Origin of the sequence: Pseudomonas sp. MF6755 (assembly GCF_016405635.1) — a bacterium.
GTDB lineage: Bacteria > Pseudomonadota > Gammaproteobacteria > Pseudomonadales > Pseudomonadaceae > Aquipseudomonas > Aquipseudomonas haemolytica.
Genome location: NZ_JAEKDA010000019.1, coordinates 1 through 23,523, shown reverse-complemented (window position 1 = coordinate 23,523; position 23,523 = coordinate 1). Strand labels below are relative to the sequence as shown.

Annotated in this window: 18 protein-coding genes; 7 read left to right on the top strand and 11 right to left on the bottom strand. The window is 59.9% G+C overall.

Features of this window, described 5'->3' with window-relative positions; all coding sequences use genetic code 11:
- Positions 1-224 precede the first annotated feature (224 nt).
- From JFT66_RS23535 to JFT66_RS23515, 5 genes are all read right to left on the bottom strand, one after another.
- The gene (locus JFT66_RS23535) at positions 225-1,202 is read right to left on the bottom strand and encodes an NAD(P)-dependent oxidoreductase (protein WP_034116795.1); all 978 of its coding nucleotides are present in this window, start codon (positions 1,200-1,202) and stop codon (positions 225-227) included.
- Entirely contained in the window at positions 1,199-2,491 is a 1,293-nt protein-coding gene (locus JFT66_RS23530) for an MFS transporter (protein WP_034116796.1), read from the bottom strand. Before JFT66_RS23530 ends, JFT66_RS23535 begins: the two co-directional genes overlap by 4 nt.
- Before the next feature lie 45 nt (positions 2,492-2,536).
- Entirely contained in the window at positions 2,537-3,478 is a 942-nt protein-coding gene (locus tag JFT66_RS23525) for a sugar kinase (RefSeq protein ID WP_198860283.1), read from the bottom strand.
- The gene (locus JFT66_RS23520) at positions 3,471-4,253 is read right to left on the bottom strand and encodes a sugar phosphate isomerase/epimerase family protein (protein WP_034116798.1); all 783 of its coding nucleotides are present in this window, start codon (positions 4,251-4,253) and stop codon (positions 3,471-3,473) included. The genes JFT66_RS23525 and JFT66_RS23520 overlap by 8 nt, the downstream gene beginning before the upstream one ends.
- Positions 4,254-4,362: 109 nt before the next feature.
- Complete coding sequence (locus JFT66_RS23515; protein WP_332875122.1) at positions 4,363-5,397, bottom strand: LacI family DNA-binding transcriptional regulator; 1,035 nt, start codon at positions 5,395-5,397, stop codon at positions 4,363-4,365.
- Between the two features lie 230 nt (positions 5,398-5,627).
- On the opposite strand from JFT66_RS23515, the gene JFT66_RS23510 reads away from it, so the two are divergent.
- From JFT66_RS23510 to JFT66_RS23500, 3 genes are all read left to right on the top strand, one after another.
- The gene (locus JFT66_RS23510) at positions 5,628-7,601 is read left to right on the top strand and encodes a hypothetical protein (protein WP_198860282.1); all 1,974 of its coding nucleotides are present in this window, start codon (positions 5,628-5,630) and stop codon (positions 7,599-7,601) included.
- Positions 7,602-7,698: 97 nt separating this feature from the next.
- A complete protein-coding gene (locus JFT66_RS23505) occupies positions 7,699-9,762 on the top strand; it encodes a hypothetical protein (RefSeq protein WP_198860281.1) in 2,064 nt (687 codons plus the stop codon).
- A gap of 283 nt (positions 9,763-10,045) precedes the next feature.
- Positions 10,046-12,247: an autotransporter outer membrane beta-barrel domain-containing protein gene (locus JFT66_RS23500; RefSeq protein WP_442963612.1), complete on the top strand. Its 2,202-nt coding sequence runs from the start codon at positions 10,046-10,048 to the stop codon at positions 12,245-12,247.
- Positions 12,248-12,317: 70 nt separating this feature from the next.
- Here JFT66_RS23500 and JFT66_RS23495 read toward each other — a convergent pair whose 3' ends face one another.
- The 3 genes from JFT66_RS23495 to JFT66_RS23485 all read right to left on the bottom strand — a co-directional run bounded on the left by JFT66_RS23495 (position 12,318) and on the right by JFT66_RS23485 (position 17,383).
- Positions 12,318-12,959 (bottom strand): DUF1345 domain-containing protein, encoded by a 642-nt coding sequence (locus JFT66_RS23495; RefSeq protein WP_034116802.1) that lies wholly within the window; start codon positions 12,957-12,959, stop codon positions 12,318-12,320.
- A gap of 176 nt (positions 12,960-13,135) precedes the next feature.
- Complete coding sequence (locus JFT66_RS23490; protein ID WP_198860280.1) at positions 13,136-16,234, bottom strand: efflux RND transporter permease subunit; 3,099 nt, start codon at positions 16,232-16,234, stop codon at positions 13,136-13,138.
- A gap of 6 nt (positions 16,235-16,240) precedes the next feature.
- Positions 16,241-17,383 (bottom strand): efflux RND transporter periplasmic adaptor subunit, encoded by a 1,143-nt coding sequence (locus tag JFT66_RS23485; RefSeq protein ID WP_153838266.1) that lies wholly within the window; start codon positions 17,381-17,383, stop codon positions 16,241-16,243.
- A 289-nt stretch (positions 17,384-17,672) separates the two neighbouring features.
- Between JFT66_RS23485 and JFT66_RS23480 the strand changes: the two genes are divergently transcribed.
- Both JFT66_RS23480 and JFT66_RS23475 read left to right on the top strand, forming a co-directional pair.
- Positions 17,673-18,374, top strand: a complete 702-nt coding sequence (locus tag JFT66_RS23480) for a response regulator transcription factor (RefSeq protein ID WP_005788610.1) — start codon at positions 17,673-17,675, stop codon at positions 18,372-18,374.
- Positions 18,375-18,377: 3 nt separating this feature from the next.
- Entirely contained in the window at positions 18,378-19,679 is a 1,302-nt protein-coding gene (locus JFT66_RS23475) for an ATP-binding protein (protein WP_198860279.1), read from the top strand.
- Here the strand turns inward: JFT66_RS23475 and JFT66_RS23470 are convergent, their stop codons facing one another.
- From JFT66_RS23470 to JFT66_RS23460, 3 genes are all read right to left on the bottom strand, one after another.
- Positions 19,680-20,348 (bottom strand): anti-sigma factor, encoded by a 669-nt coding sequence (locus JFT66_RS23470; protein WP_153838264.1) that lies wholly within the window; start codon positions 20,346-20,348, stop codon positions 19,680-19,682.
- Positions 20,345-20,863 (bottom strand): sigma-70 family RNA polymerase sigma factor, encoded by a 519-nt coding sequence (locus JFT66_RS23465; RefSeq protein WP_153838263.1) that lies wholly within the window; start codon positions 20,861-20,863, stop codon positions 20,345-20,347. Before JFT66_RS23465 ends, JFT66_RS23470 begins: the two co-directional genes overlap by 4 nt.
- A gap of 95 nt (positions 20,864-20,958) precedes the next feature.
- Positions 20,959-21,480, bottom strand: a complete 522-nt coding sequence (locus JFT66_RS23460) for a DUF3455 domain-containing protein (RefSeq protein ID WP_153838262.1) — start codon at positions 21,478-21,480, stop codon at positions 20,959-20,961.
- Positions 21,481-21,617: 137 nt separating this feature from the next.
- Here JFT66_RS23460 and JFT66_RS23455 point away from each other — a divergent pair, with 137 nt between their 5' ends.
- Positions 21,618-22,388 (top strand): class I SAM-dependent methyltransferase, encoded by a 771-nt coding sequence (locus tag JFT66_RS23455; protein ID WP_198860278.1) that lies wholly within the window; start codon positions 21,618-21,620, stop codon positions 22,386-22,388.
- A gap of 91 nt (positions 22,389-22,479) precedes the next feature.
- Positions 22,480-23,265 carry a sulfite exporter TauE/SafE family protein gene (locus JFT66_RS23450; RefSeq protein ID WP_034116807.1) on the top strand — a complete coding sequence of 262 codons (786 nt, stop codon included), beginning with the start codon at positions 22,480-22,482 and terminating at the stop codon, positions 23,263-23,265.
- The last annotated feature ends 258 nt before the right edge of the window (positions 23,266-23,523 follow it).

The window sequence follows — 23,523 nt, the reverse complement described above, 5'->3', positions numbered from 1 at the left end:
CCCCCAAATCAATGTCCGATTGCGGGCACACCGAGCCTAAGCGAGGTGCCGAGTGGTGGGGCAAGAGCGTTTTGCTTACTTTTGCGCTGTTCAAAAGTGAGCCGCCGTAAGGGCGGAACCCATAGCGGCCGTTACCTAAATAACGGATATGTACTCGGTCAAAACCCCAACATCCTAGTCGGCAGTCAGGCCACCATCGAGGGCAAGCCCCCTCCCACAGGGGTTCACTGTTTCCAGACGGTCGCGTTCACCAGGTTTTGCGGCCGCTCGCCTGATAACGCCTGCAGCAGATTATCCACCGCACATGTGGCCATCGCCTCCCGCGTCTCATGTGTCGCCGAGCCGATATGCGGCGTCGCCACCACGTTGTTCAAGCGCAGCAACGGCGAGTCGTGGCTGAGCGGTTCTTTCTCGAACACATCCAACCCCGCAGCGCGAATGGTGCGCTGTTGCAACGCTTCGACCAGCGCGGCCTCATCCACCACCTTGCCCCGGGAGATATTGATAAATATCGTCTCCGGCCCCATCAGTGCAAACTCTTCAGCGCCAATCAACTTTTCGGTTTCAGCCGTCAACGGCAAGGTCAGGCAGACAAAGTCCGCCTCTTTGAGCAAATCCTGCAGGCTGCGGTATTGCGCGCCAAAACGTGCCTCCACCGCCGGCTTGGGCGAATGGCTGTGGTAGATCACCGGCATGCCAAAGCCAAAATGCCCCCGCTGGGCCAAGGCTTCGCCGATGCGGCCCATGCCGATGATGCCCAGTGTCTTGCCGTGCACATCGCTGCCGAAGTGCGCCGGGCCGATGTTCTTGTTCCACTGGCCGGCGCGCACCATGTCCGCCAGTTCGACCACGCGCCGGGCGGTTGCCAGGATCAGCGCAAAGCCGGTGTCGGCGGTAGTTTCAGTGAGTACATCCGGGGTGTTGCTGAGCAGGATGCCGCGTTGGGTCAGGTAGTCGATATCGTAGTTATCGACCCCGACCGAGACGCTGGCCACCGCTTCCAGTTTGGGCGCCAGGTCGAGCAGCTTGGCGTCCAGGCGCAGGCTGGCACCCAGCAGGCCCTGAGCCGTTGGCAAGGCATCACGCAGTTTGGCCAGGCCGGTCTCATCCAATGCGTCGATCAGTGTGACCTCAGCCTGCTCATGCAGGCGGGCCATCAGCGGTGCGGAGAGTTTTTTGTACAACACGACAGACTTTTTCATGAGGTCTTTACCTTCAACTCCAGGGTTGGCACCCGCACGCGGTCACTGGCGCCGGGCTTGAGGAAAATGGTCAGCACCACCGACAGCAGCAACGCGCCGCTCATCAGCAGGTACGAAGCGCCGGGCGAGCCGGTGCTGCTGTTGAGATAACCCACCAGGTACGAGCCGCCGAACGAGCCCAGTGCGCCCATGCTATTGATCAGCGCCATGGCGCCGCCGGCGACGTTGGCCGGGAGGATTTCCGGGACGATGGCGAAGAACGGGCCGTAGGGTGCATACATGCACGCTCCGGCGATCACCAACAGGGTGTAGGACCACCAGAAATGTTCGGCGCCCAACATGTAGGACGCGTAGAAGGCGATGGACGCAATCAGCAGCGGCGGCCACACGAAACGCTTACGTTTCTGCAGTTTGTCCGAGCCCCAGGACACCACCAGCATGCCGATCACCGCCGCCAGGTAGGGCAGCGCCGAGAGCCAGCCGGCTTCGACCATGTCCATCTGCAACCCGGCCTTGAGGATCGACGGCAGCCACAGCACGAAGCCATACACGCCGATGCTCCAGCAGAAGAACTGCAGGGCGAGGATGATGACCTTGGGCGAACGGAAGGCCTCGGCGTAGTTTTTCACCGCCTTGATGCCTACCTGTTCAGCGGCCAGGGCGGTTTCCAGGTCTTTTTTGTGCTGTTCACTCAGCCACTTGGCGTCGGCGGGTTTTTCATCCGCCAGTTTCCACCAGATAAACGCCCACAGCACCGCCGGCAGGCCCTCGATGATAAACATCCAGCGCCAGCTGAAATGCTGCACCAGGTAGCCTGACACCACCGACATCCACAGCATGGTCACCGGGTTGCCGAGGATCAGGAAGGTGTTGGCCCGCGAGCGTTCGGCCCGGGTGAACCAGTGGCACAGGTACACCAGCATCGCCGGCATCACCGCCGCTTCGACCACCCCGAGCATGAAGCGAATGGCGATCAGCATGTAGGCGTTGGACACCACGCCAGTCAGCGTCGCCAGGCCGCCCCAGAGGATCAGGCTGACGAAAATCAGTTTCTTGACGCTGCGCTTCTGCGCGTAGATCGCCCCCGGCACCTGGAAGAAAAAGTAGCCAAGGAAAAACAGCGCGCCGAGCAGGGAGGACATGCCCGGTGTGATCATCAGGTCTTCGGCCATCCCGGAGGCGGCGGCGAAGCCATAGTTGGCGCGGTCCAGGTAGGCCAGGCTGTAGGTGATAAAAACGATAGGCATGATGTACCACCAACGGCGGGTGGCAAGTTTCACGGTTTCCATGGGGTTGCTCCTGAGCTTGTTGTAGTTGTGGCAACAGGTAATGGGTCAAGCAACGGATCGGTTGGGTAATTCGCTGCGGCTGGGCAAGCCTTCCATATCGCCACGGCTCTGTACGGCGCGGCTGCCGATCCAGTTGCCGCGTTGTACCGCTTCGGGAAAGCTTGAGTTTTCCAGCAGGGCGCTGATCATGCCCACGGCAAAACCATCGCCGGCACCGACCGTGTCCACGACTTTTTCCACGGGTACGGCGGCGACAAAACCCTGGTCCATGTGGGTGCGGTAATAGGCGCCTTCGGGGCCGAGCTTGATCGCCACGGCTTCGGCGCCCAAGTCGAGATAGAAGGCGGCGATATCTGCCGGGTCGTCAAAACCGGTGAGCAGGCGACCTTCACCCAAGCCCGGCAGTACCCAGTCTGCAAGCCCAGCGAGGGCGTTGATTTCGCGGATCATCTGCGCCTGGCTGGCCCACAGGGAGGGGCGCAGGTTCGGGTCGAACGACACGCTGCGCCCGGCCTTGCGCATCTGGGTCATCAGTTCGAAGGAGAGTTCACGGGTGGCATCCGATAGCGCCGGTGGAATCCCGGTAGCATGCAGATGGCGGGCTTGCAGCAGCGCGGGGCTGATGGCCGCGATAGACAAATGGCTGGCCGCTGAACCTCTGCGGAAGTACTCCACCTGAGGATCGGCGCCGGCCTCTTCCCGCGACTTGAGTTGAAAACCGGTGGGGTGCAGCGGGTCGACGGCCACATGACGGCAATCAAGCCCCTCCTTGCTCAGCGTGTCGACCACAAAGCGCCCGAGGGAATCGTTACCCACCCGGCTCAGCCAGGCGACGTTGAACCCCAGTCGCGACAGGCCGATGGCGACATTGCTGTCGGCGCCGGCAATGCGCTTGTGAAATTGCCCGACCTGGGCCAGATCACCGGTCTGCTCGGCGACAAACATCGCCATGGTTTCGCCAAACGACAGGATATCGATCTCAGACATGGGCGTTCTCCACACGGGGTTGGCCAAGGTGGGCGAGGGTGGCGACCTGCTGCGCGGTGACCTCGATCAAGTCATCGCCCTGCAATGGAAATTCCACCGCTCGGGTAATACCTTGAGTCATGTGCTTGAGCAGTTGTTCCCACAGATGCAAGTCGGTGGCGCCGGGCGGCAAGGCCACGAGCTTGCCATCGTCGCGGCGGGCTACGGCCTTGCAGTGCAGGTAATCCACATGGCGGCCCAGCAGGCGTGCGGCGGTGAGTGCGGATTGGTCCTGCCACTGCCAATTGCCGATGTCGAAGGTCATTTTCACCGGCAAACCCAGGCGTTCGACTTCAGTGAAAAACCGTTGCATCGGCTCGATGCGCCCACCGTGCAGGGTTTGGTCGTTTTCCACCAGCAGCTTGACCGGGTGGCGATTGAGCAGGGCGTGCAGGCTTTCAAGGTCGTTGGTGTCGGTGAAGTAGCCGAGGGAGACTTTCAGCCAGCCCGAACCGAAGGCTTGCGCGCGGTCCAGGGTTGCGGCGAGCTCGGCGTTGGGCTGGGCGCGGCCGGCGACCCAGAGCTCCAGGGGCGACGAAAACACGCTGTCCAGGCCCTGCTCGGCGGCGGCCTGGGCCAGTGTGGCGGGGTGTTCACTGGTCAGTAGCTCTTCACGCCATTCGATGCGCTGTGCACCGGCAGCGCTGAGTAACGCGACAAAACTCAATTGGCCTTGCTGGCGTACGAGGTCGGCGCCGTAGCTGGAAAGGCTGATGGACACGGGGTATTTATGCATTGTTGTTTACCTCTGAAACCGGTTTCATTTTCGTGCGCAGAACAAAATGTGGGAGGGGCTTGCTCCCAATAGCAGTGTGCCAGTCAGCTCATCTGTAGCTGATGTACAGCTATCGGGAGCAAGCCCCTCCCACCGGGATTTGGGTGGAGCCGCGGATAATCAGCTCGGGCAAAAAATCCAGGGTGCGGGTCGGTGCGGTGTCGCCGCGCAAGCGCTTGAGCAAACAGTCGAAAGCGCTGGCACCAATCGCTTGCGTCGGCTGGGCGAGGGCGGTGATGCCAGTGCCCACCAGCGGGTACCAGTCGAGGTCATCCAGAGCGATCAGCCCCACTTCGCCGAACAGGTCACAACCAAGATTCTTCAGCGCACGGGTACAGGCCAGCGCAGCCACGCCGTTGGCACAAAACAGCGCCTTGGGGCCGGGTTGGGCCAGAAAAATGCGTAGGCGGTTTTCCAGCTCGCCGTCCAGTTCAACCACGGCGCCTGTCAACGCGGGGCGCTTGGCAATTTCGGCCTGGAAACTCTCCAGGCGCTCCAGGCGTGAGCTGGTGCCATCGGTGGCCTCGCTCACCAGCAATACGTCGCGGTAACCCTGCTGCTCAAGGTGTTCCACTGCGATACGCACCGCCGCCGGGTTATCCAGGCCCACCAGGTCGCTGTGCAAGGGCTCGACCTTGCGGTCCACCAGCACCAGGGGCATTTCCCGTTGCAGTTCCAGCAGTTGGTCGAGGTGATGGCCGAGGGTATTCACAATCAGCCCTTCGATGTTGTACGAGCGCAGCGCCGCCAGGTGCTGGCGCTCCTGTTCGTCATCGCGGTCGGTATTGCACACCACCAGGCTGTAGCCGTGCTGGCGGCAGGCGGTTTCGACGCCGTGCATCACGGCGATGGAATAGGGGTTGCGGATATCGGCCACCAGCATGCCGATCAGGCGCGTGCGCCCACGCTTGAGGCCGCGGGCCATCTGGTTGGGGCGATAGCCGAGTGCATCAATGGCGTGTTCGATGCGCAGGGCGATGGCATCGGAGAGTAGGGCGCGGTCATCGCCGATAAAGCGCGACACGCTGGCCTTGGATACGCCGGCGTGTTCGGCGACGTCGAGCATGGTCACGCGGCTGCGCTGGGCGGCGGAAAATGGAGTCACGGTGACGGGCCTTTCTTATTGGAGGTGTGGTTGACAGTTTGAGTGACTGAAACCGGTTTCAGAAGACACCAACTCGGCTGACACGTCAAGCGTCTGTCAGCAAATTGCGTACCGCGGCCGGTCTGCCAGGCGACGGATGGTATTGCCTACCTGTTAGTTCTGACAGTTACCACATTGCGCAATACAGTATCTAATTCATGCGTAATCGCGATGACGCAGGAGCGAAAAGCATGTCCAGTTCTAACCCATTCGTATCGCACCAGAGCGTTGTGCTACACGCCGGGGGCGGAGCCGTTGCAATGCATGGTGATTTTGAAGAGATCGTGGGCGTAGACCCAACTGATCCTGAAGGGTTGATTCCTCTCGCGGTGTCATTGGTCCCGTTGCAATGCCGCATTCCGCAGTGGATACCCGGACCGTCACCTGGCAGAGTCGAGACCCTCAAGCTCTGGTGGCGCATACGGGGTATTGATGTACTGGCAGACGAGCACCCCTTTACCGGTCCCTTGGACCCTGCTGACTTCCCTTATTCGCTGTATGTACCCGATGACTACATGCGTGAAATTGATGCAGTGGTTCAACTCTATTTTACGATTGAGGACGAGAGCGGTTTTGGAACACCTTCCAATCCGTCGACGTTGACCGTTGACAATAATGCCCCGCGATTTGCTGACGCGGACGACCACGCTGAATTCGTAGATCCGGATATCGCTCTGACGGGTATCACGGAGGCGGTGCTTGCAGCTAACCCGTTCATAGAGTTCCTTGTACCGGATTATATCGGCAGGCAAGGATGGGATCAGGTCGGATACTACTTGGATCATAATGTGCCGCCGGTTCCTGCGATTCAGAAAGACCGAGTGACGTTTGTATTCACTGATGAAGCACTGATCTTGCGCGTTCCTGCGCACCTGTTTCGCAATCTTAGAAACGGTAGCAACCATCTGCAATATCGCCTCTATGACCGTGCCGGTAACTTTTCCGGTCTAAGCGCTCCGCTGAGTTTTCAAGTCGATCTCATACCTCTGCCTAATAACCTCCCTCGCCCCCAGATCCGCCCGCCGGCGTACGGTGACGCGTTGATTGATCGCGCAGATGCGCGAGCGACGGTCGAAGCGGGAATCCCGTCCGAATACGATGATTTTGCCCCGGGAGATAACGTCGTATTCATTTGGGACGGTCGCCAGGTACTACCGCCGCAACCCATCACAGGCTTTCCATTTTGGGTGAATATACCGTGGAGCATTTTGCGTCCACCGGGTACGTTGGCGCGTGAACAGGTACGCGTAAGTTATGAAATTCACCGCCCTGGCATTACTCCAGTCCCATCGCCCTCCGAACTCTTTTGGGTGGACTTGACCATCGCGGGGCAGGATCACGCTAATGCGCCGGCCAGGCTTAATGGCACCTTGTCGCGGGTAGATGTCTTCGGGTTAGGCTCTGGTTTGCATAATGAACTGGATAACCGGGATGAGGTGCTGGGCGCCCAGGTGTGGGTACAGTTGTATTTAGACCCTCAGGCTGGAGAGCGATTGACGCTTCATTGGGGGGCAATGGGGGCGGTTGCTCACTACGATGTTCAGGCAACAGATGTATTCAACCAACCGGTGAGATTTTTACCGGACGTACCTGGCAGCGTGATTGTTGCCGGCGGCAACGATCCAGAACTTCCAGTGTTTTATGTAACAAGTAATGGAGTCAATGAACAGGATTCATCCAATACGTTAGTCAATGTACATATTGAACCCTTGATCGTACTGACGCCGCCGACAGCTGAACATACGTTGCTGGGGGGGGCCAAGTATTTGACGTGTGATTCCATACCGTCTATTTGCAGGGGGGTGATCTGGAGCATACCGCCTGATGAGGCTTTCCAGTTAAACGATGATATTGAGTTTAGTTGGGAGGGCTACTCCACAAACAACGGCAGCGGCCTTCCTATAGAACATACAGACTTTTTTGCCACGGTATCTTTAGATACGCCAGAACGCGTGGCCAACGGTGTGCAGGTGACGGTTTTGCCTTGGGATACAAAAATCGAGCCGATGCGCAATTATGCATCGGCGCTGGCCCGTTATGTTTTGCTCCGCAATGGAGTGCCTTTCGGTAAATCGACCGATCGTTTGCTCCGAATTGATCGGACATCTGCCGGGTCCGGCAAAGTCTGCAACGCGGGTGATGAGGGTTTTTGTGATGAACCTTAGGCGCATGGATATTGATTGAGCTCCTATGTTCTTGTTCGGTGGAAATGTGCGCTTCGTGAGTGTGAAGATTGTTTTCTCACAGTAAGCGTGTGCACTTATGAAATTGACGGTGGTTCAATTAAAAATAGGTGAAAAAATGAAAAGCAGGAATAGAAAAAATCTCGGGAAAGTACCCGGTATCAATGCGGTACCGATCACATTAGATCCGGCAACTATTGACGGCCTGGTTGACCCGGTCAACTATCCCGGTCTGATATCTCGCGCTAAAGCGGATGAGCCGTTTCTGAACATCGAAATTCCCACCTCGACGTGGGTCCCGGTCCCCACCAACCCCGCAAGGGCCGATGTGCTGGATATTTACCTTGACGATAAAGGTAACTTTGAATCCGGGCATGTCAGCAGTGAGACGGTTTTTTTTCCTGGGGCTGTTCCTGCCTCTTATTCTGTCCGGATTCCGCAACGGTTATTGACAGAGGGCGCTCACCATTTCAGTTACGTCATCACCACTTCGGGAGCTGTAGGCAGTGAAGCCGGCTCTGCACAAGTGCCTTTGGTTATTGACCGTACCGCACCTTACGACAGCTTCCCTTACGTGCCGCCTCGCTTGACGCTCCCGGCGGGTTGGCCGGGTAATGTCACGGAGGCGTATCTGGCTTCGTTCGATGCCGCTGGCGGTATACCGTTTGGCATTCCAGACTATGCAAGTGAAGGGGCCGATCCCGGGGACGAGTGGGAGTTGTTATATGAAGGGGCCAGCCAGGTCATTGCGCGAGGATCGGTATTTCCTGATGAGGTCGTGCGCTTTACCAGAGACATGGCAGAGGCCGCCGATGGTCCCAGGAAGCTAAAATACCGTTTGGTCGATCGCGCGGGTAACGTGAGTGATCTTTCATTCGAACTACCGATCACTGTTTCACTCGCCCCCGCACCTACGCTGGGCGTGGCGGGTGTCAGGGACGCGCTGTCTTTGGTGGGGGCGGGGGATCGCTTGATCGATCGAGCTGATACGGCTAAGTCTTCCGGTATGTTTGTCATTATTCCCACCTATGACGCGGACCGCTTGGCGGACGAGTTTTTCGTGCACCTGACCACCACACATGGCACGCAAGAGCTGGGCCCCTTTCCCTTGGGGGGATCACCGCTGCCATATGACTTCCATGTGGCCTATGCAACCCTTGCCGCGCTGTACGGCACCAGCATCGGCCCTATAAACCTTTCAGTGGAGTACTCGGTAAGGCGTCACGGCACACTTTATAGAGTACCTACCGCCTCGAATATCGAGCTGGATTTGGCCGAGGGTGGGCCAGACTATCCAGAGAAGCCCGACCCCGTTAACACGAACCTGTTGCCTCCGGTGCTGACCGGTGCTGGCTCGGGTAAGACAAATGAGCTCGATGAAGACGATAATGGGTTAGATGCCAATGTGGTCGTTGAACTGTGGAGTGATCTTCCACCTCCTTCGGCCCGGGATTTTACATTACACCTCAAATACATGAACGATCTGGTGGACAGCAAGCCCGTGGTTGCCGCCACTGCAATGCCAGGCGACGAGATCAACATGAAGGTCCCGTGGCCCTACATCCAGCGGCATGCCAACAACACTATCCCGCTGTACTATGAAATTGAGATCGCCGGTACCCAGAATCGAGCGCTTTCACCTTCTCAGCCTATCAACGTCAATGCCAACGTCATTTCCTTTCTGAAACCGAGCGTAGAGGGGGCTCTGGCCGAACTTCCCGGACCACCACTGATTCCCGGAGAGATTCGCTGTGGTGCGTTGCGGGCACCGCTAAGACAAGCTCGCGTGCAGATTCCACCTCATCCATTACTGCAGCAGGGCATGATCATCACGGTGAATTGGACTGGTTGCAGCGACGACGACGGGGCTGTACCTATTCCTGCGACAGTCGGTACATTTCCTTATGGGCCTATTTCATTCGCAGAGGCGCAGCTAGGTTTTACGGTGGCCGTGGGGCCTTACGACACCTATATCAAGCCTATTAACAGGGCCAACCACAGCATGGGCTCTGTGGTTATTTCCTATACCGTGCCAATTCTCAACCCTTCACCGGTGACGTCGGCAGAGGCCATTCTGCTGGTGCGTGGTGTCGTGGCCGGTCCGGGCTATTGCGACGGTTCGCCATGGCCTGGAACGCCATAAGCCATAGATAGAGAGAGGAAGGCGCGAGAAGCGCCTTTTTCTCATTGTCAGCCTACGTTCTATTATCAGTGTTCGTTCGTAAACCACAGATTAATCCTACATACCTGTTCGCCCCGCCGCCCTAATCTGCGGCCCGTCGAGGCTTGGTCCCTTCTCGCTGGGTACCGGTCAATACGCTCCTTTGGGAAGTTAATTTACGGGTATGTACGCAATGAGTATCAACGCACTTTTTAAAAAGCATCCATTGGCACTTGCGCTTCAAGTGCCTGTCGTCGGTTTTTGCATGCTGGCCGCCTCTGTAGTGGAAGCACGTTCCGAGTTGCACCCAGGCATGGAACGTACCATTGGACAGGACCATCGCCAGGATGACTGGGTGATAGGAAAAGGGGCTCATCTGACCTCCAATGGCGCTACCTTGAAGCAGTCCCGTGTGTCGGCTGGCAAGATGACATTGAATGCTGGAACCTACGCTCAAGATATCCACGCTTCCGGCGGCTCCCAGCTCACCCTGAGCGGTACAACGGTCGTGGCAAGGAGTTCGTCCGCCTTTGCCATCAACCTGCAGAGCAGCCAGGCTGATATCCACGGCAGCACGATCACTAACCACAACGGCGTGGGTATTTACGCTGGGCGTAGCCCGCTGGCGGAAGGCGGCTCTACGGTTAACGTTTTCAACAGCACCATTAACGGCTCTAATCGTGGCGCATTCTCCGCTGGATTAAGCGAGATGAATTTCACCGGTTCTGAGATCAACGGTACGGATGCTGACGGGGTCGGCATCCTGTTATGGGGTTCAACCGCGACCGCCACAGACAGTCGCATCAGTGGCGGGGCGAATGGCGTCGTTCTGAGTTATGAAAATGACGACCTCAACACCAGTACTTTGATTCTGGACCGTACCAGTGTTGAAGGGCGAAACGGAGCCGCACTGCTGGTCGAGGGGGATGACTATGGAAGTACAGAAGCTGATATTCATGTACGTAATGGCTCGACGCTGACCGGTAGCAACGGCACTATCCTCGAAGTCACTGGCGGTTCCTTCGCCAACATGAATGTCGACGGCAGCACATTGTTCGGTGACGTAGTGGTCGAAGAGGGCAGCACTGCCAAGCTGCAGCTCAACAACGGTTCCTGGCTGACCGGCCAGTTGAAAAACGTCGCCGAGCTGAGCGTGAACAACGCTTCCCACTGGGTGCTGGTGGGTGACAGCGAAGTCGGCGACCTGAAAATGGCCGGCGGCAGTGTGCATTTTGGTGGTGCGGATGAGTTCTATCAGCTGGATGTCGACAGCCTGTCGGGCGAGGGCACCTTTGTGATGCACACGGACTTTGGCAGCGGCCAGACCGACTTGCTCAACGTCAACGGCATTGCCGAAGGCAACCACAGCCTGCTGCTGGCGGCAACGGGGTCAGAGTTGGTGACTGCCGAGCCTATCCGTGTGGTTGCCACCCAGGGCGGTGATGCCAAGTTCGCTCTGGTCGGCGAAACGGTTGACGTCGGTGCCTACAGCTACGGGCTCAAGCAGGAAGACACCGACTGGTACCTGGACCCCAACCGTCGCGGTACCAGCAACAGCACCAAGGCAGTGATGGCGTTGTTCAACACGTCACCGACAGTGTTGTACGGCGAGATGACCTTGTTGCGTACCCGCATGGGTGAGCTGCGCTTCAGCCAAGGCAACAACGAAGGCTTCTGGATGCGCGGCTACGGTAACAAGTACGAGGTCAGTGGCAACCAGGACGGCGGTGGCTACACGCAAAACCAACGAGGCTTTACCCTGGGGATCGATACGCCGCTGTACGGTGGTGATGGTCAGTGGATGGCCGGTGTGATGGCAGGTCACAGCACGTCCGACATCGACCTCAACCGCTCTGGCGGCGGCAAGGTCGACAGCTACTACGTCGGTGGTTATGCCACCTGGCTCGATGATGAGAGCGGCTTGTATTTCGACGGTGTAGTCAAGCTCAACCGCTTGCATAACGAAGTCAATGTGAGCATGAGCGACGGCAAACGCGCCAAAGGCAACTATACCCAGAACGCAGTAGGGGCTTCGGTTGAAGTCGGTCGACATATCACCTTGGACGACGACTTCTTCATTGAACCCTACGGGCAACTCAACGCTGCAATCACCCAGGCCCAGAGTTATGACCTGGACAACGGGCTGCAGGCCAAAGGTGACCGTTCGGCCTCGGTAGTGGGCAAGGCCGGTGTCACGGTGGGCAAGAATATCCAGTTGGACAGCGGTGGAGTGGTGCAACCTTACTTGCGTACCGCACTGGCCCATGAGTTCAACCATAACAACAAGGTCACGGTGAACGGCGAGCGCTTTAACAATGACGTGTTCGGCTCACGTATCGAAATGGCCGGCGGTGTGGCGATGTCGGTGTCCAGGAATGTCAAGCTGCATGCGGACGTCGAGCACACCCGTGGCAAAACCGTCGATCAGCCATGGGGTGTCAACTTCGGTGTGCGTTACGACTTTTAATGCACGCGTTCATCTGAACAGGGGAGGCTTCGGCTTCCCTTTTTTTCGCATTTAGATCCGCAGACTCAGCCTAGCCAAACAACCCGGCGGCGATGTTGATCGAGAAACCCAGGATCGCCGTATTGAACAGAAACCCGATCAACGACTGCCCCAGCACCACCTTGCGCATGCCACGGGTGGCAACGCCCACATCCGAGGTTTGCACCGCCACGCCGATGGTGAAGGAGAAATACAGGAAGTCCCAGTAATTGGGGGTGAGTAGGCCCTCGGCAAAGCGCAGCGCCGGCTCCTTGCCTTGCCAGGTGTAATAGAGCCGGGCGTAATGCACGCTGAAAATCACCCCGATCAGCAGCCATGAGCCGATTACCGTCAACCCGGTAAAACCGTAGTGCAACAGGCGCTCGGAGGTGGCCAGGTCTTTGCTGCCCACCAGTTCGAAGGTGATGGTGGCCAGGCTGGCGATGGCGGCGATGCACACCATGAACAGCACCAAACCGGCGTTCTCATCTTCGACCTCGGCGATGCGCTTGACGTCTTCGGCCTTGGCGCGGATGGTCAGCCATAGCATCAGAACCAGGTAGGTCCAGACGCCGGCGTTCCAGCCGATCAGGATTTTGCTGGCGAGGGTGTCGGCCGGCACCAGGATGCCTACGGCGAGGCCCAGCACGGCGGCGGTGGAGAGGCGAGGGTGGGTGCGGGCGAGGAAGGGCATAGTGGCTCACAGCTGGTTTAGGTGTGAGCAGACTGTACCTGATCATGTAGGTACCTAAGAACTCCTGTGGGAGCGGGCTTGCTCGCGAAAGCGGTGGTTCAGCCAATGAATCTATTGACTGACACTCCGTATTCGCGAGCAAGCCCGCTCCCACATTTTGATCGCGTTCGGCTGGATTAATCTTTCGTGTGGCGCTTGCGCACCAACTTCATCACCACCACAAAGAACACCGGCACAAACACCACCGCCAGTGTCGCCGTGATCATCCCGCCAATCACACCGGTACCAATCGCCTGCTGGCTCGCCGAGCTGGCGCCCGTGGCAATCGCCAGCGGCACCACGCCGAGAATAAACGCCAACGACGTCATGATGATCGGCCGCAAGCGCAACCGTGCGGCTTTCAAGGTCGCGTCGATCAAGTCCTCGCCCTGGTCATACAGGTCCTTGGCGAACTCGATGATCAGGATCGCGTTCTTCGCCGACAAGCCGATGATGGTGATCAAGCCAACCTTGAAGAACACATCATTGGGCATGCCGCGCAAGGACACGGCCAGGACCGCACCGAGTACACCCAGTGGCACCACCAGCAATACCGAAGTCGGGATCGACCAGCTTTCATACAGCGCCGCCAGGCACAGGAACACGATCAGCAACGACAGGCCCAACAGCAGCGGTGCCTGGGAGCCCGACAGGCGCTCCTGCAAGGACAAACCGGTCCATTCCTGGCCCAGCCCTGCGGGCAACTGGCTGACCAGGCGCTGGATTTCTTCCATCGCCTCGCCGGTACTGTGCCCCGGCGCTGCTTCACCGCTGATAGCGATGGCCGGGTAGCCGTTGTAACGGGTCAACTGAGTCGGGCCTTGGGTCCACTTGGCTTCGACAAAGGCTGACAAGGGCACCATCTTGCCGGCGTTGTTGCGCACGTTGATCTTCATCAGGTCGGCCACCTGGCTGCGCTGGTCACCCTCGGCCTGCACCACCACGCGCTGCATGCGGCCCTGGTTGGGGAAGTCGTTGATATACGCCGAACCAATCGCCGAGGAGAGCACATTGCCGACGTCGGCAAACGAAACGCCCAGGGCGTTGGCCTGCTTGCGGTCGACTTCCAGCTGCACTTGCGGCGCTTCGGCCAGGGCGCTCTCGCGTACGTTGGCCAGGATCGGGCTTTTTGCCGCCGCTTCCAGCAATTCGGTACGCGCGGCCATCAACCCGGCATGGCCGACACCGCCACGGTCCTGCAAGCGGAACTCGAAACCACTGGAGGTACCCAGGCCGTCCACCGGTGGCGGCAGGATCGCATAGGCAATCGCATCCTTGAGCTCGCTGAAGGCCATGTTGGCGCGGTCGGCAATCGACGACGCCGAGTCATCGCTGCCGCGCTCCGACCAGTCCTTGAGCGTGGTAAACGCCAACGCTGCGTTTTGCCCGGAACCGGAGAAACTGAAGCCCATGATCATGGTGGTATCACCCACCCCGGGCTCCTCGGCGTTATGCGCCTCGATCTGTTCGGCCACCTGCACGGTGCGGTTCTTGCTGGCGCCCGGTGGCAGCTGGATATCGGTGATGGTGTAGCCCTGGTCTTCCACCGGTAGGAACGAGGAGGGCAGGCGGCTGAACAACAGCCCCATGCCCACCAGCAGCACCAGGTAGATCAGCAGGTAGCGGCCACTGCGCTTGAGGGCATAGGCCACCCAACCTTCATAGCGGTTGGTAAGCTGGTCAAAGCGTTTGTTGAACCAGCCGAAGAAACCGGCCTTGGCATGGTGCTCGCCCTTGGCAATCGGCTTGAGCAAGGTGGCGCACAGGGCCGGGGTCAAGGTCAGGGCAAGGAACGCCGAGAACAGGATCGAGGTGGCCATCGACAGCGAGAACTGCTGGTAGATCACCCCCACCGAACCCGGCATGAACGCCATCGGCAGGAACACCGCCACCAGCACCAGCGTAATACCGATGATGGCCCCGGTGATCTGGCCCATGGCTTTCTTGGTCGCGTCCTTGGGCGACAGGCCCTCGGTGGCCATGATGCGCTCGACGTTTTCCACCACCACGATGGCATCGTCCACCAGGATGCCGATGGCCAGCACCATGCCGAACATGGTCAGCACGTTGATCGAGAAGCCCAGCAACAGCATGGTGGCAAAGGTGCCCATCAACGCAATCGGCACCACCAGGGTGGGAATCAAGGTGTAGCGCACGTTCTGCAGGAACAGGAACATCACCGCAAACACCAGCGCCATGGCCTCGAGCAAGGTGTAGACCACCTTGGTGATCGAGACCTTGACGAACGGCGAGGTGTCGTACGGGATCTTGTATTCCACATTGGCCGGGAAGTAGCGCGACAGCTCGTCCATCTTCGCCCGCACCAGGGTCGCGGTGCTCAGCGCGTTGGCCCCCGGCGACAGCTGCACGCTGACGGCGGTGGACGGTTTGCCGTTAAGGCGTGTGGAGAACTGGTATTCCTGGCTGCCGACTTCCACCCGCGCCACATCCCCGATGCGTACGGTGGAGCCGTCAGGGTTGGCCTTGAGCACGATGTCGGCGAATTCCGCCGGCGTCGACAACTGGCCCTTGACCAGGATCGCCGCAGTGATTTCCTGGGTGTTGGTGCCCGGCAAGTCACCGATGCTGCCCGCCGATACCTGGGCGTTCTGTGCGCTGATCGCGGCGTTGACGTCGGCCGGGGTGAGGTTGAAACCGATCAGCTTCTGCGGGTCGATCCAGATACGCATGGCCCGCTCGGCGCCATACAGCTGGGCCTTGCCGACGCCGTCCAGACGCTTGAGTTCGTTCATCACATTGCGTGCCAGGTAATCGCTGAGCGCAACGTCATCGAGCTTGCCGTCGTTGGAGGTCAAGGTCACCAGCAACAGGAAGCCGGCGGAGACTTTCTCCACCTGCAAACCTTGCTGGGTCACGGCCTGGGGCAGGCGCGGCTCCACGGCTTTAAGGCGGTTTTGCACATCCACCTGGGCCATTTCCGGGTTGGTGCCCGGTTGGAACGTCGCGGTAATCGTCGCCGAACCCAGGCTGCTCTGGGATTCGAAATACAGCAGGTGATCGGCGCCGTTGAGCTCTTGCTCGATCAGGCTGACCACGCTTTCATCCAGGGTCTGGGCCGAGGCGCCCGGGTACACCGCGTAGATTTCCACCTTGGGTGGCGCGACGTTGGGGTACTGGGCCACCGGCAACTGCGGGATGGCCAGCGCACCGGCCAACAGGATGAACAGGGCCACCACCCAGGCGAAAATCGGGCGGTCAATAAAGAACTGCGGCATGACGGGTTATTCCTTTACGAGCGGGCTGTCGTCCACTTCAACTTTTTCGCCGGGGCGCGCGTGTTGCAGGCCCTCGACGATGATGCGGTCGCCGGGCTTGAGGCCACTGGTGACGATCCAGCGATCCTCGATCACCGCACCCAATTCCACCGGCTGCTGGCTGACGGTTTGCTCGGCATCCAGCAGCAAGACCATCGGGATACCGGCGCTGTCGCGGGTGATGGCACGTTGCGGCACGCTGATGCCTTGCTTGTCGACGGCTTGCTCCAGGCGTACCCGCACGAAACTGCCGGGCAACAGGTCGAGGTCCGGGTTGGGGAACTCGCTGCGCAAGATGATCTGCCCGGTGCCCGGGTCGACGCTGATCTCGGCGAACAGCAATTTGCCCGGCAACGGATACAGGCTGCCGTCGTCCTGGATCAGGGTGGCCTTGGCCTGGTCCTGCCCAACCTGCTTCAAGCTGCCGGCACGAAAGGCCCTGCGCAGGTCGTTCAGCTCACGGGTGGACTGGGTGAGGTCGGCGTGGATCGGGTCCAGTTGCTGGATGATCGCCAGCGGCGTGGCTTCGTTCTGGCCGACCAGCGCGCCTTCGGTCACCAGGGCGCGGCCGATGCGCCCGGAAATCGGCGCAGTCACGGTGGCGTAACCCAGGTTCAACTTGGCACGCTCGACGGCGGCCTTGTTGGCAGCGACTTCGGCGTTGGTCTGGCGCACGGCGGCGCGGGCATTGTCGTATTCCTGGCCGCTGATGGCATTGCCTTCGACCAACTGGCTGTAGCGCTGCTCTTGCAGGCGTGCCTGGAACGCGTTGGCCTCGGCCTTGCTCAAGTTGGCCTGGGCGCTGTCGAGGTCGGCCTTGAACGGCGCTGGGTCAATACGGAACAGCACGTCGCCCTGTTTCACATCGTGACCTTCGTTGAACACTCGCTGCATGACCACGCCGGCGACCCGGGCGCGTACTTCGGCAATCCGGGGTGCGGCGATACGCCCGCTGAGTTCGCTGGTAATGGACAGGGGCTTGGCCTGCAGGGTTTCGATGCGCACTTTTGCCAGGGGCATTTCCGGCGCCTCGTCCGCAGACTGACCACACGCGCTCAGCGCCAGTGTGAGGGCCAGCAGGCAAAACGGCGCAAATAGATTCTTCGACATGCTCTTATCCCAATATTGACTGGCGCATCCTAGGGTCACCTGCGCCTTAGTGCTGTGAAGCTGTGTAGCTCGTCTGTGAAGAAGTGTAAGGTGCGGCGCGCGTGGCGTCGGGGGCGTATATCCTTGCACAACCTTGCTTACAATGAAGATCAAATGTGGGAGGGGGCTTGCTTCCGATAGCGGTGAATCAGTCGACCTTTGTGCAACTGAACCACCGCTATCGGGAGCAAGCCCCCTCCCACATGGGATTTGTGTACGACTTATCACTGTATTTTCTGGAAACACCTTCATGCCCAACATCCTCCTGGTGGAAGACGACGCCGCACTCTCCGAGCTGATTGCCAGCTACCTGGAGCGCAATGGCTACCACGTTTCCGTGCTCAGCCGTGGCGACCATGTACGCGAACGTGCGCGCCTCAACCCGCCGGACCTGGTGATCCTCGACCTGATGCTGCCGGGCCTCGACGGCCTGCAGGTCTGCCGTTTGTTGCGCGCCGACTCGGCGGGCCTGCCGATCCTGATGCTGACCGCCCGCGACGACAGCCACGACCAGGTGCTGGGCCTGGAAATGGGCGCCGACGACTATGTCACCAAACCCTGCGAGCCGCGCGTGCTGCTGGCCCGGGTGCGCACACTGCTGCGCCGCAGCAGCCTGTCCGAACCCCAGGTCGCCAACGACCGGATCATCATGGGCAACCTGTGCATCGACCTGTCGGAACGCACCGTCACCTGGCGCGAACAGGCGGTGGAGCTGTCCAGCGGGGAATACAACCTGCTGGTGGTGCTGGCCCGGCATGCCGGTGAAGTGCTCAGCCGCGACCAGATCCTGCAGCGCCTGCGCGGCATCGAATTCAACGGCACCGACCGGTCGGTGGACGTGGCTATCTCCAAGCTGCGTCGCAAGTTCGACGACCACGCCGGCGAGGCGCGCAAGATCAAGACCGTGTGGGGCAAGGGCTATCTGTTCAGCCGTTCCGAGTGGGAATGCTGAACCATGTTCCGTGTGTTGCTACGTCTCTACCTGATCACCATCGTCACCTACAGCGCGGCCATCTTTCTGATTCCCAAGCTGGTGATCCAGCTGTTCGAACACCGCTACATGAACTACAACATCGAACAGTCCCGTGGCCTGCAAAAGCTGATGGTCAAGCAATACCAGCGAGCACCGGTAGAGCGCTGGTCCCAGGTCACCGACCAGTTGAGCCAGGATTTTGCGCCGTTGAAGGTCGAACTGCTGCTGCGCCAGGACGCCCGCTACACCCCCCAGGAAGAACAGCTGCTTGAGCAAGGCAAGCCGGTGATCCGCCTGGGCGAGTGGGGCTGGATGGAAGAAATCAGCTCGCCGATCAACCAGCAGTTCGCGGTCAAGCTCACTGTGCCGCCGGACCCGCTGGACATGAACCTGCTGTACTGGTCGATGAACGTGCTGATCGGCGCCGCATTGCTGGGGTGCCTGCTGGTGTGGCTGCGCCCGCACTGGCGTGACCTGGAACGCTTGAAAAGCACCGCCGCGCTCTTGGGCAAGGGGCACCTGGCGGAGCGCACGCGACTTCCGGCCAGCTCCAGCATCGGCAGCCTGGCGACGGTGTTCGACGCCATGGCGGACGATATCGAGCATCTTTTGAACCAGCAGCGCGACTTGCTCAATGCGGTCTCCCACGAACTGCGCACGCCGCTCACACGCCTGGATTTCGGCCTGGCTTTGGCGCTTTCCGAAGACTTGCCGGACGCCAGCCGCGAGCGCTTGCAAAGCCTGGTGGCGCATATTCGCGAGCTGGATGAGCTGGTGCTGGAATTGCTCTCCTATAGCCGCCTGCAAAATCCGGCGCAATTGCCCGAACGAGTGGAAGTGGCGCTGGACGAGTTTATCGACAGCATATTGGGCAGCGTCGACGACGAGTTGGAAAACCCCGAGATCGTTATCGACGTGGCGCTCGACTGCACCGTGGAGCGTTTCAGTCTCGACCCGCGCCTTACTGCTCGCGCCTTGCAGAACCTGCTGCGTAACGCCACCCGCTACTGCGACAAACGTATCCAGGTGGGCGTCAAGGTGTGTCCCAATGGCTGTGAAATCTGGGTGGATGACGACGGCATTGGTATTCCGCCGGACCAGCGCGAACGCATCTTCGAGCCGTTCTACCGCCTGGATCGCAGCCGCGACCGCGCCACCGGCGGCTTTGGCCTCGGCCTGGCGATCAGCCGGCGTGCCCTGGAAGCCCAGGGCGGTACCTTGACGGCCTTGGCGTCGCCGCTGGGTGGGGCGCGGTTTCGGGTGTGGTTGCCCACCCGGGCTTGATTACAGCACCTTGACCGCACGGCCGATGGCTTGGATCGGTCCGGTCGGTTTGCCGGTGGGTGAGCCGCTAGGGTCTTCCAGGGTCAGCTCGAACAGTTGGTTTTGCGTGAGCGGCGGTAGTTTGTCCAGCGGCACCGACAGCGTCTGGCCCGGCTTGACCAGGCCCAGGGACACCGGACCTTGCCAGCCATCGCCCTTGGTCCAGAACTGCAGGGCTTTGTCCGCCGGCACTTCCATTACACCCAAGGGGATCAGCTGGATCTGCTGATTATTACTGGCTTGGATCACCCAGCCCGGCGCCTGATTCTGCGGCGCCACCAGCACCACTACAAAACTTGGGTCGGCGATGGGCGGCCGGGTCAGCAGCAGCGTCGCCAGCACGACGCTGGCCGCCAGCCCCGTAGCGGCCAGGCCACGCCACAAGGCCAGCAGGTTCCACCAGGGTACGCAGGTTTCCGGCGTCGCGAGTGAGCCTTGTATGCGCCGCCATAGTTGCGGGGAGGGCGGCACCGGTTCGGCCAGCGCCGTCAGCGGTAACATGCGTTGCTCCCAGGCATCCACCGCCGTGCGCAACTCGGCGTCGTGCTTGAGGCGTTGCTCAACCTCGGCGCGTTGCTCGGCGGGCAGGGTGCCCAGTACGTATTCACTGGCCAGTTCGTCGTTGTTCATGCCATGCACTCCCGCAGGGCGGCGAGGCTGCGTTTGATCCAGGCTTTGACGGTCCCCAGCGGGGTGCCTAGTTTGCGCGCGATTTCGCTGTGGGAATAACCGTCGACATAGGCATGCAGGATGCAACGGCGGCGGGCCGGGTCAAGCTGTGCCAGGCAGGCATGGATCTGCCCCGAGCGGGCCGGGAACTCAAAGGTTTCGGCAGGTTCCGCGGGTTGTTCATGCGCTTCGCTCAAGGCGATGTCGCGGCCGGCGTTACGCACGACGTTCAATGCCAGGTGCCGAGTGACGCTGAACACCCATCCTCGCGCCGAGCCTCGATTGCGGTCAAAACCGGCGGCACCGCGCCAGATCTTGATAAACGCGTCATGCACGATATCTTCGGCCCGCGCCTTGTCGCGGACGATGCGCAGGGCTACGCCGAGTAAACGGCTGCTGTCTTGCTCGTACAAGCGGCGCAGGGCCTGTTGATCGCCACGGGCGCAGGCCAGCAGGCAGGCTTCGTAATCAAACAAATGACTTCCCCAAGACAAACCGCCTGTGCAGGACCGAGCAAGTCGGCTCCTGCACAGAGGGTGTAATTTCCTTTGGGCAGCGTAGTCGAGTTTGCTCAGTTAGCCGCCCAGAAAATATAGTCCGCCTGGTATTTCACGACCTCTTGCGTGCCTTTGTTGGCGGCGGTGCATTCGCTGCTCGGCGCTACGCCGCCCTTGAGTGCGACCCGCTGGATATAACTCACGCCAGTCATGGCGCCTTTGCCTTCAGCCGGGTTGGCCTTGACCAGTTGATAGGGGAGGTTGCCCGGGCTCGACGGCGCCACGGCCAATTGGGTGCCGGTGACCTTGGAGCCGTCCTTGGCCTGCCAGGTGGCCGGTGGGCCGAAGTAAGTGCCCACCTGCTTACCGCTGCGGTCATTCAGCACGGCCTTGGGTCCGACAAAGGTCCATTCGGTCTGGCCGGCTGCGCCAACCTTGTCGCTGCACTCATAGGTTATTTCGCCGACGCCTGTGGTTTCCATCGACACCTTGTGGCCATCCGGCACCTTGATGCTGTCGGGCAAGCCGCCCTGAGCAAAGGCGGCAGGGCTGGCGATGAGTAAACCGGTGAAGCAGAGCAGGGCTTTCGCGTTCATGGTGTTTCTCCATTGGGTAGAACAGCAGGGTTGCTGCAGGTAATACCCATCGCCCGGCCGATTGGATGCAGCGATTAGAAAATAAAGTTTGGAAGGCGCACACTGTGCGCCCCGCTTTACCCGAGGAGAGATTGGCAATGACTGGTGTCCACACGTCTGCTCAACAGGGTTTCTCGACCCAGGCCGTGACCTACGCCCAAGGCCGGCCAGACTATCCACGGCAACTGACCGGCTGGCTGACCGAGGCGCTGCACATCAGCGCGCAGTCGACGGTGATCGACCTGGGCGCCGGCACTGGCAAGTTCACCCGTTTGCTCAGCAGCCTGGCGCCGACGCTGATAGCCGTCGAACCAGTGGCGGCGATGGGCGCGCAGTTAGCCAAGCTGTTGCCGGATGTACGCCTGGTCGACGGCACCGCTGAATCCATCCCCTTGGCGACCGCCAGCGCCGATGCACTGGTGTGTGCCCAGGCCTTTCACTGGTTCTCGACCCGCGCTGCACTGGCGGAAATTCATCGCGTGCTCAAGCCCGACGGGCGTCTGGGCCTGGTGTGGAATGTGCGCGATGAGTCGGTGGACTGGGTGGCGGCGATCACTGAAATCATTACCCCTTACGAGGGCGACACCCCGCGTTTTCACTCCGGACGTTGGCGTGAGGCTTTCACCGGTGAGTATTTTTCCGACCCCGAAATGATCTGTTTCCCGTACAGCCATGTTGGCAGCCCGCAGGAAGTGATCATGGATCGCTTTCTTTCCGTGAGCTTCATCGCGGCGTTGCCAGCTGCGCAGAAAGCTCGAGTGACTGAGCAATTACGCACGTTGATTGACACGCACCCGGCGTTGAAGGGGCGTGACACCGTCGCCTTCCCGTATCAGACCCAGGCTTACCGGTGTAACCGACTGAGCTAAAACGCATAAAGTCAGATCATATTGGTATAAGTGGTTATAAGAAAAATCGCTATCCTGCGGCCAGAAATTTATAAGGCCGCAGGTAGTTGCAATGGATGTGGGTAATATTGGTTTCGTGGTTGCCGGCCTGATCGTAGGTTTTATCGTGGGCATGACCGGTGTCGGTGGGGGCTCGTTGATGACCCCGATCCTGTTGTGGTTCGGCATCAACCCGGCCACTGCGGTGGGGACCGACTTGTTGTACGCCGCCATCACCAAGTCTGGCGGTGTGCTGGTGCACAGCAAGAACAAGAACATCGACTGGACCATTACCGGCTGGCTCACCCTGGGCAGCGTGCCGGCGGTGTTGTTGACCCTGTGGTTCCTCGCCAGCCTGCACACCGACCCCAGCGCGATGAACGCGGTGATCAAGCAAGCCCTCGGCGTGGTATTGCTGCTCACGGCCCTGGCGATTCTGTTCAAGAAAAGGCTGTTGGCCTTTGCCCAGCGCCATGCCGGCGATGACTACCATATGCACCCGCGCAACTTGAACGCACTGACGGTAGTCACGGGTGCGATCCTTGGCACCATGGTCGCCTTGACCTCCATCGGCGCCGGTGCCCTTGGCACGGTGGCGTTGTTTATCCTGTATCCATTCCTGGCCACGCGGCGGCTGGTCGGCACCGAGATCGCCCATGCCGTGCCCTTGACCCTGGTGGCGGGGTTGGGCCATGCGAGCATGGGCAATATGGATTGGCAGTTGCTGGGCTTTTTGCTGATGGGCTCGTTGCCGGGGATCTACTTTGGCAGCCATATGACCGGCAGGATTCCTGACGGGGTCTTGCGGCCGTGCCTGGCGGTGATGCTGATGGCGGTGGGGTATAAGCTGGCGTTCTGAGTGGTTCCGTGGCGGCCTGACAGCCGACCAGGATGTGGGGGGGTGACCGAGTACATATCCGTTGCTGCGGTAACGGCCACTTAGGGTTCCGCTCTTACAGCGGCTCACTTTTGGAAGGACCCAAAAGTAAGCAAAAGGTCCTCGCCGGTATGACTCACCCACATGGGTTACAAATCAGTTCACGCACATAGGTAACAGTTTTTAACTGGCAGGGTCGATTTCGCGAGGATCTGACCATGCCCTGGAAAGAGCTGAAAC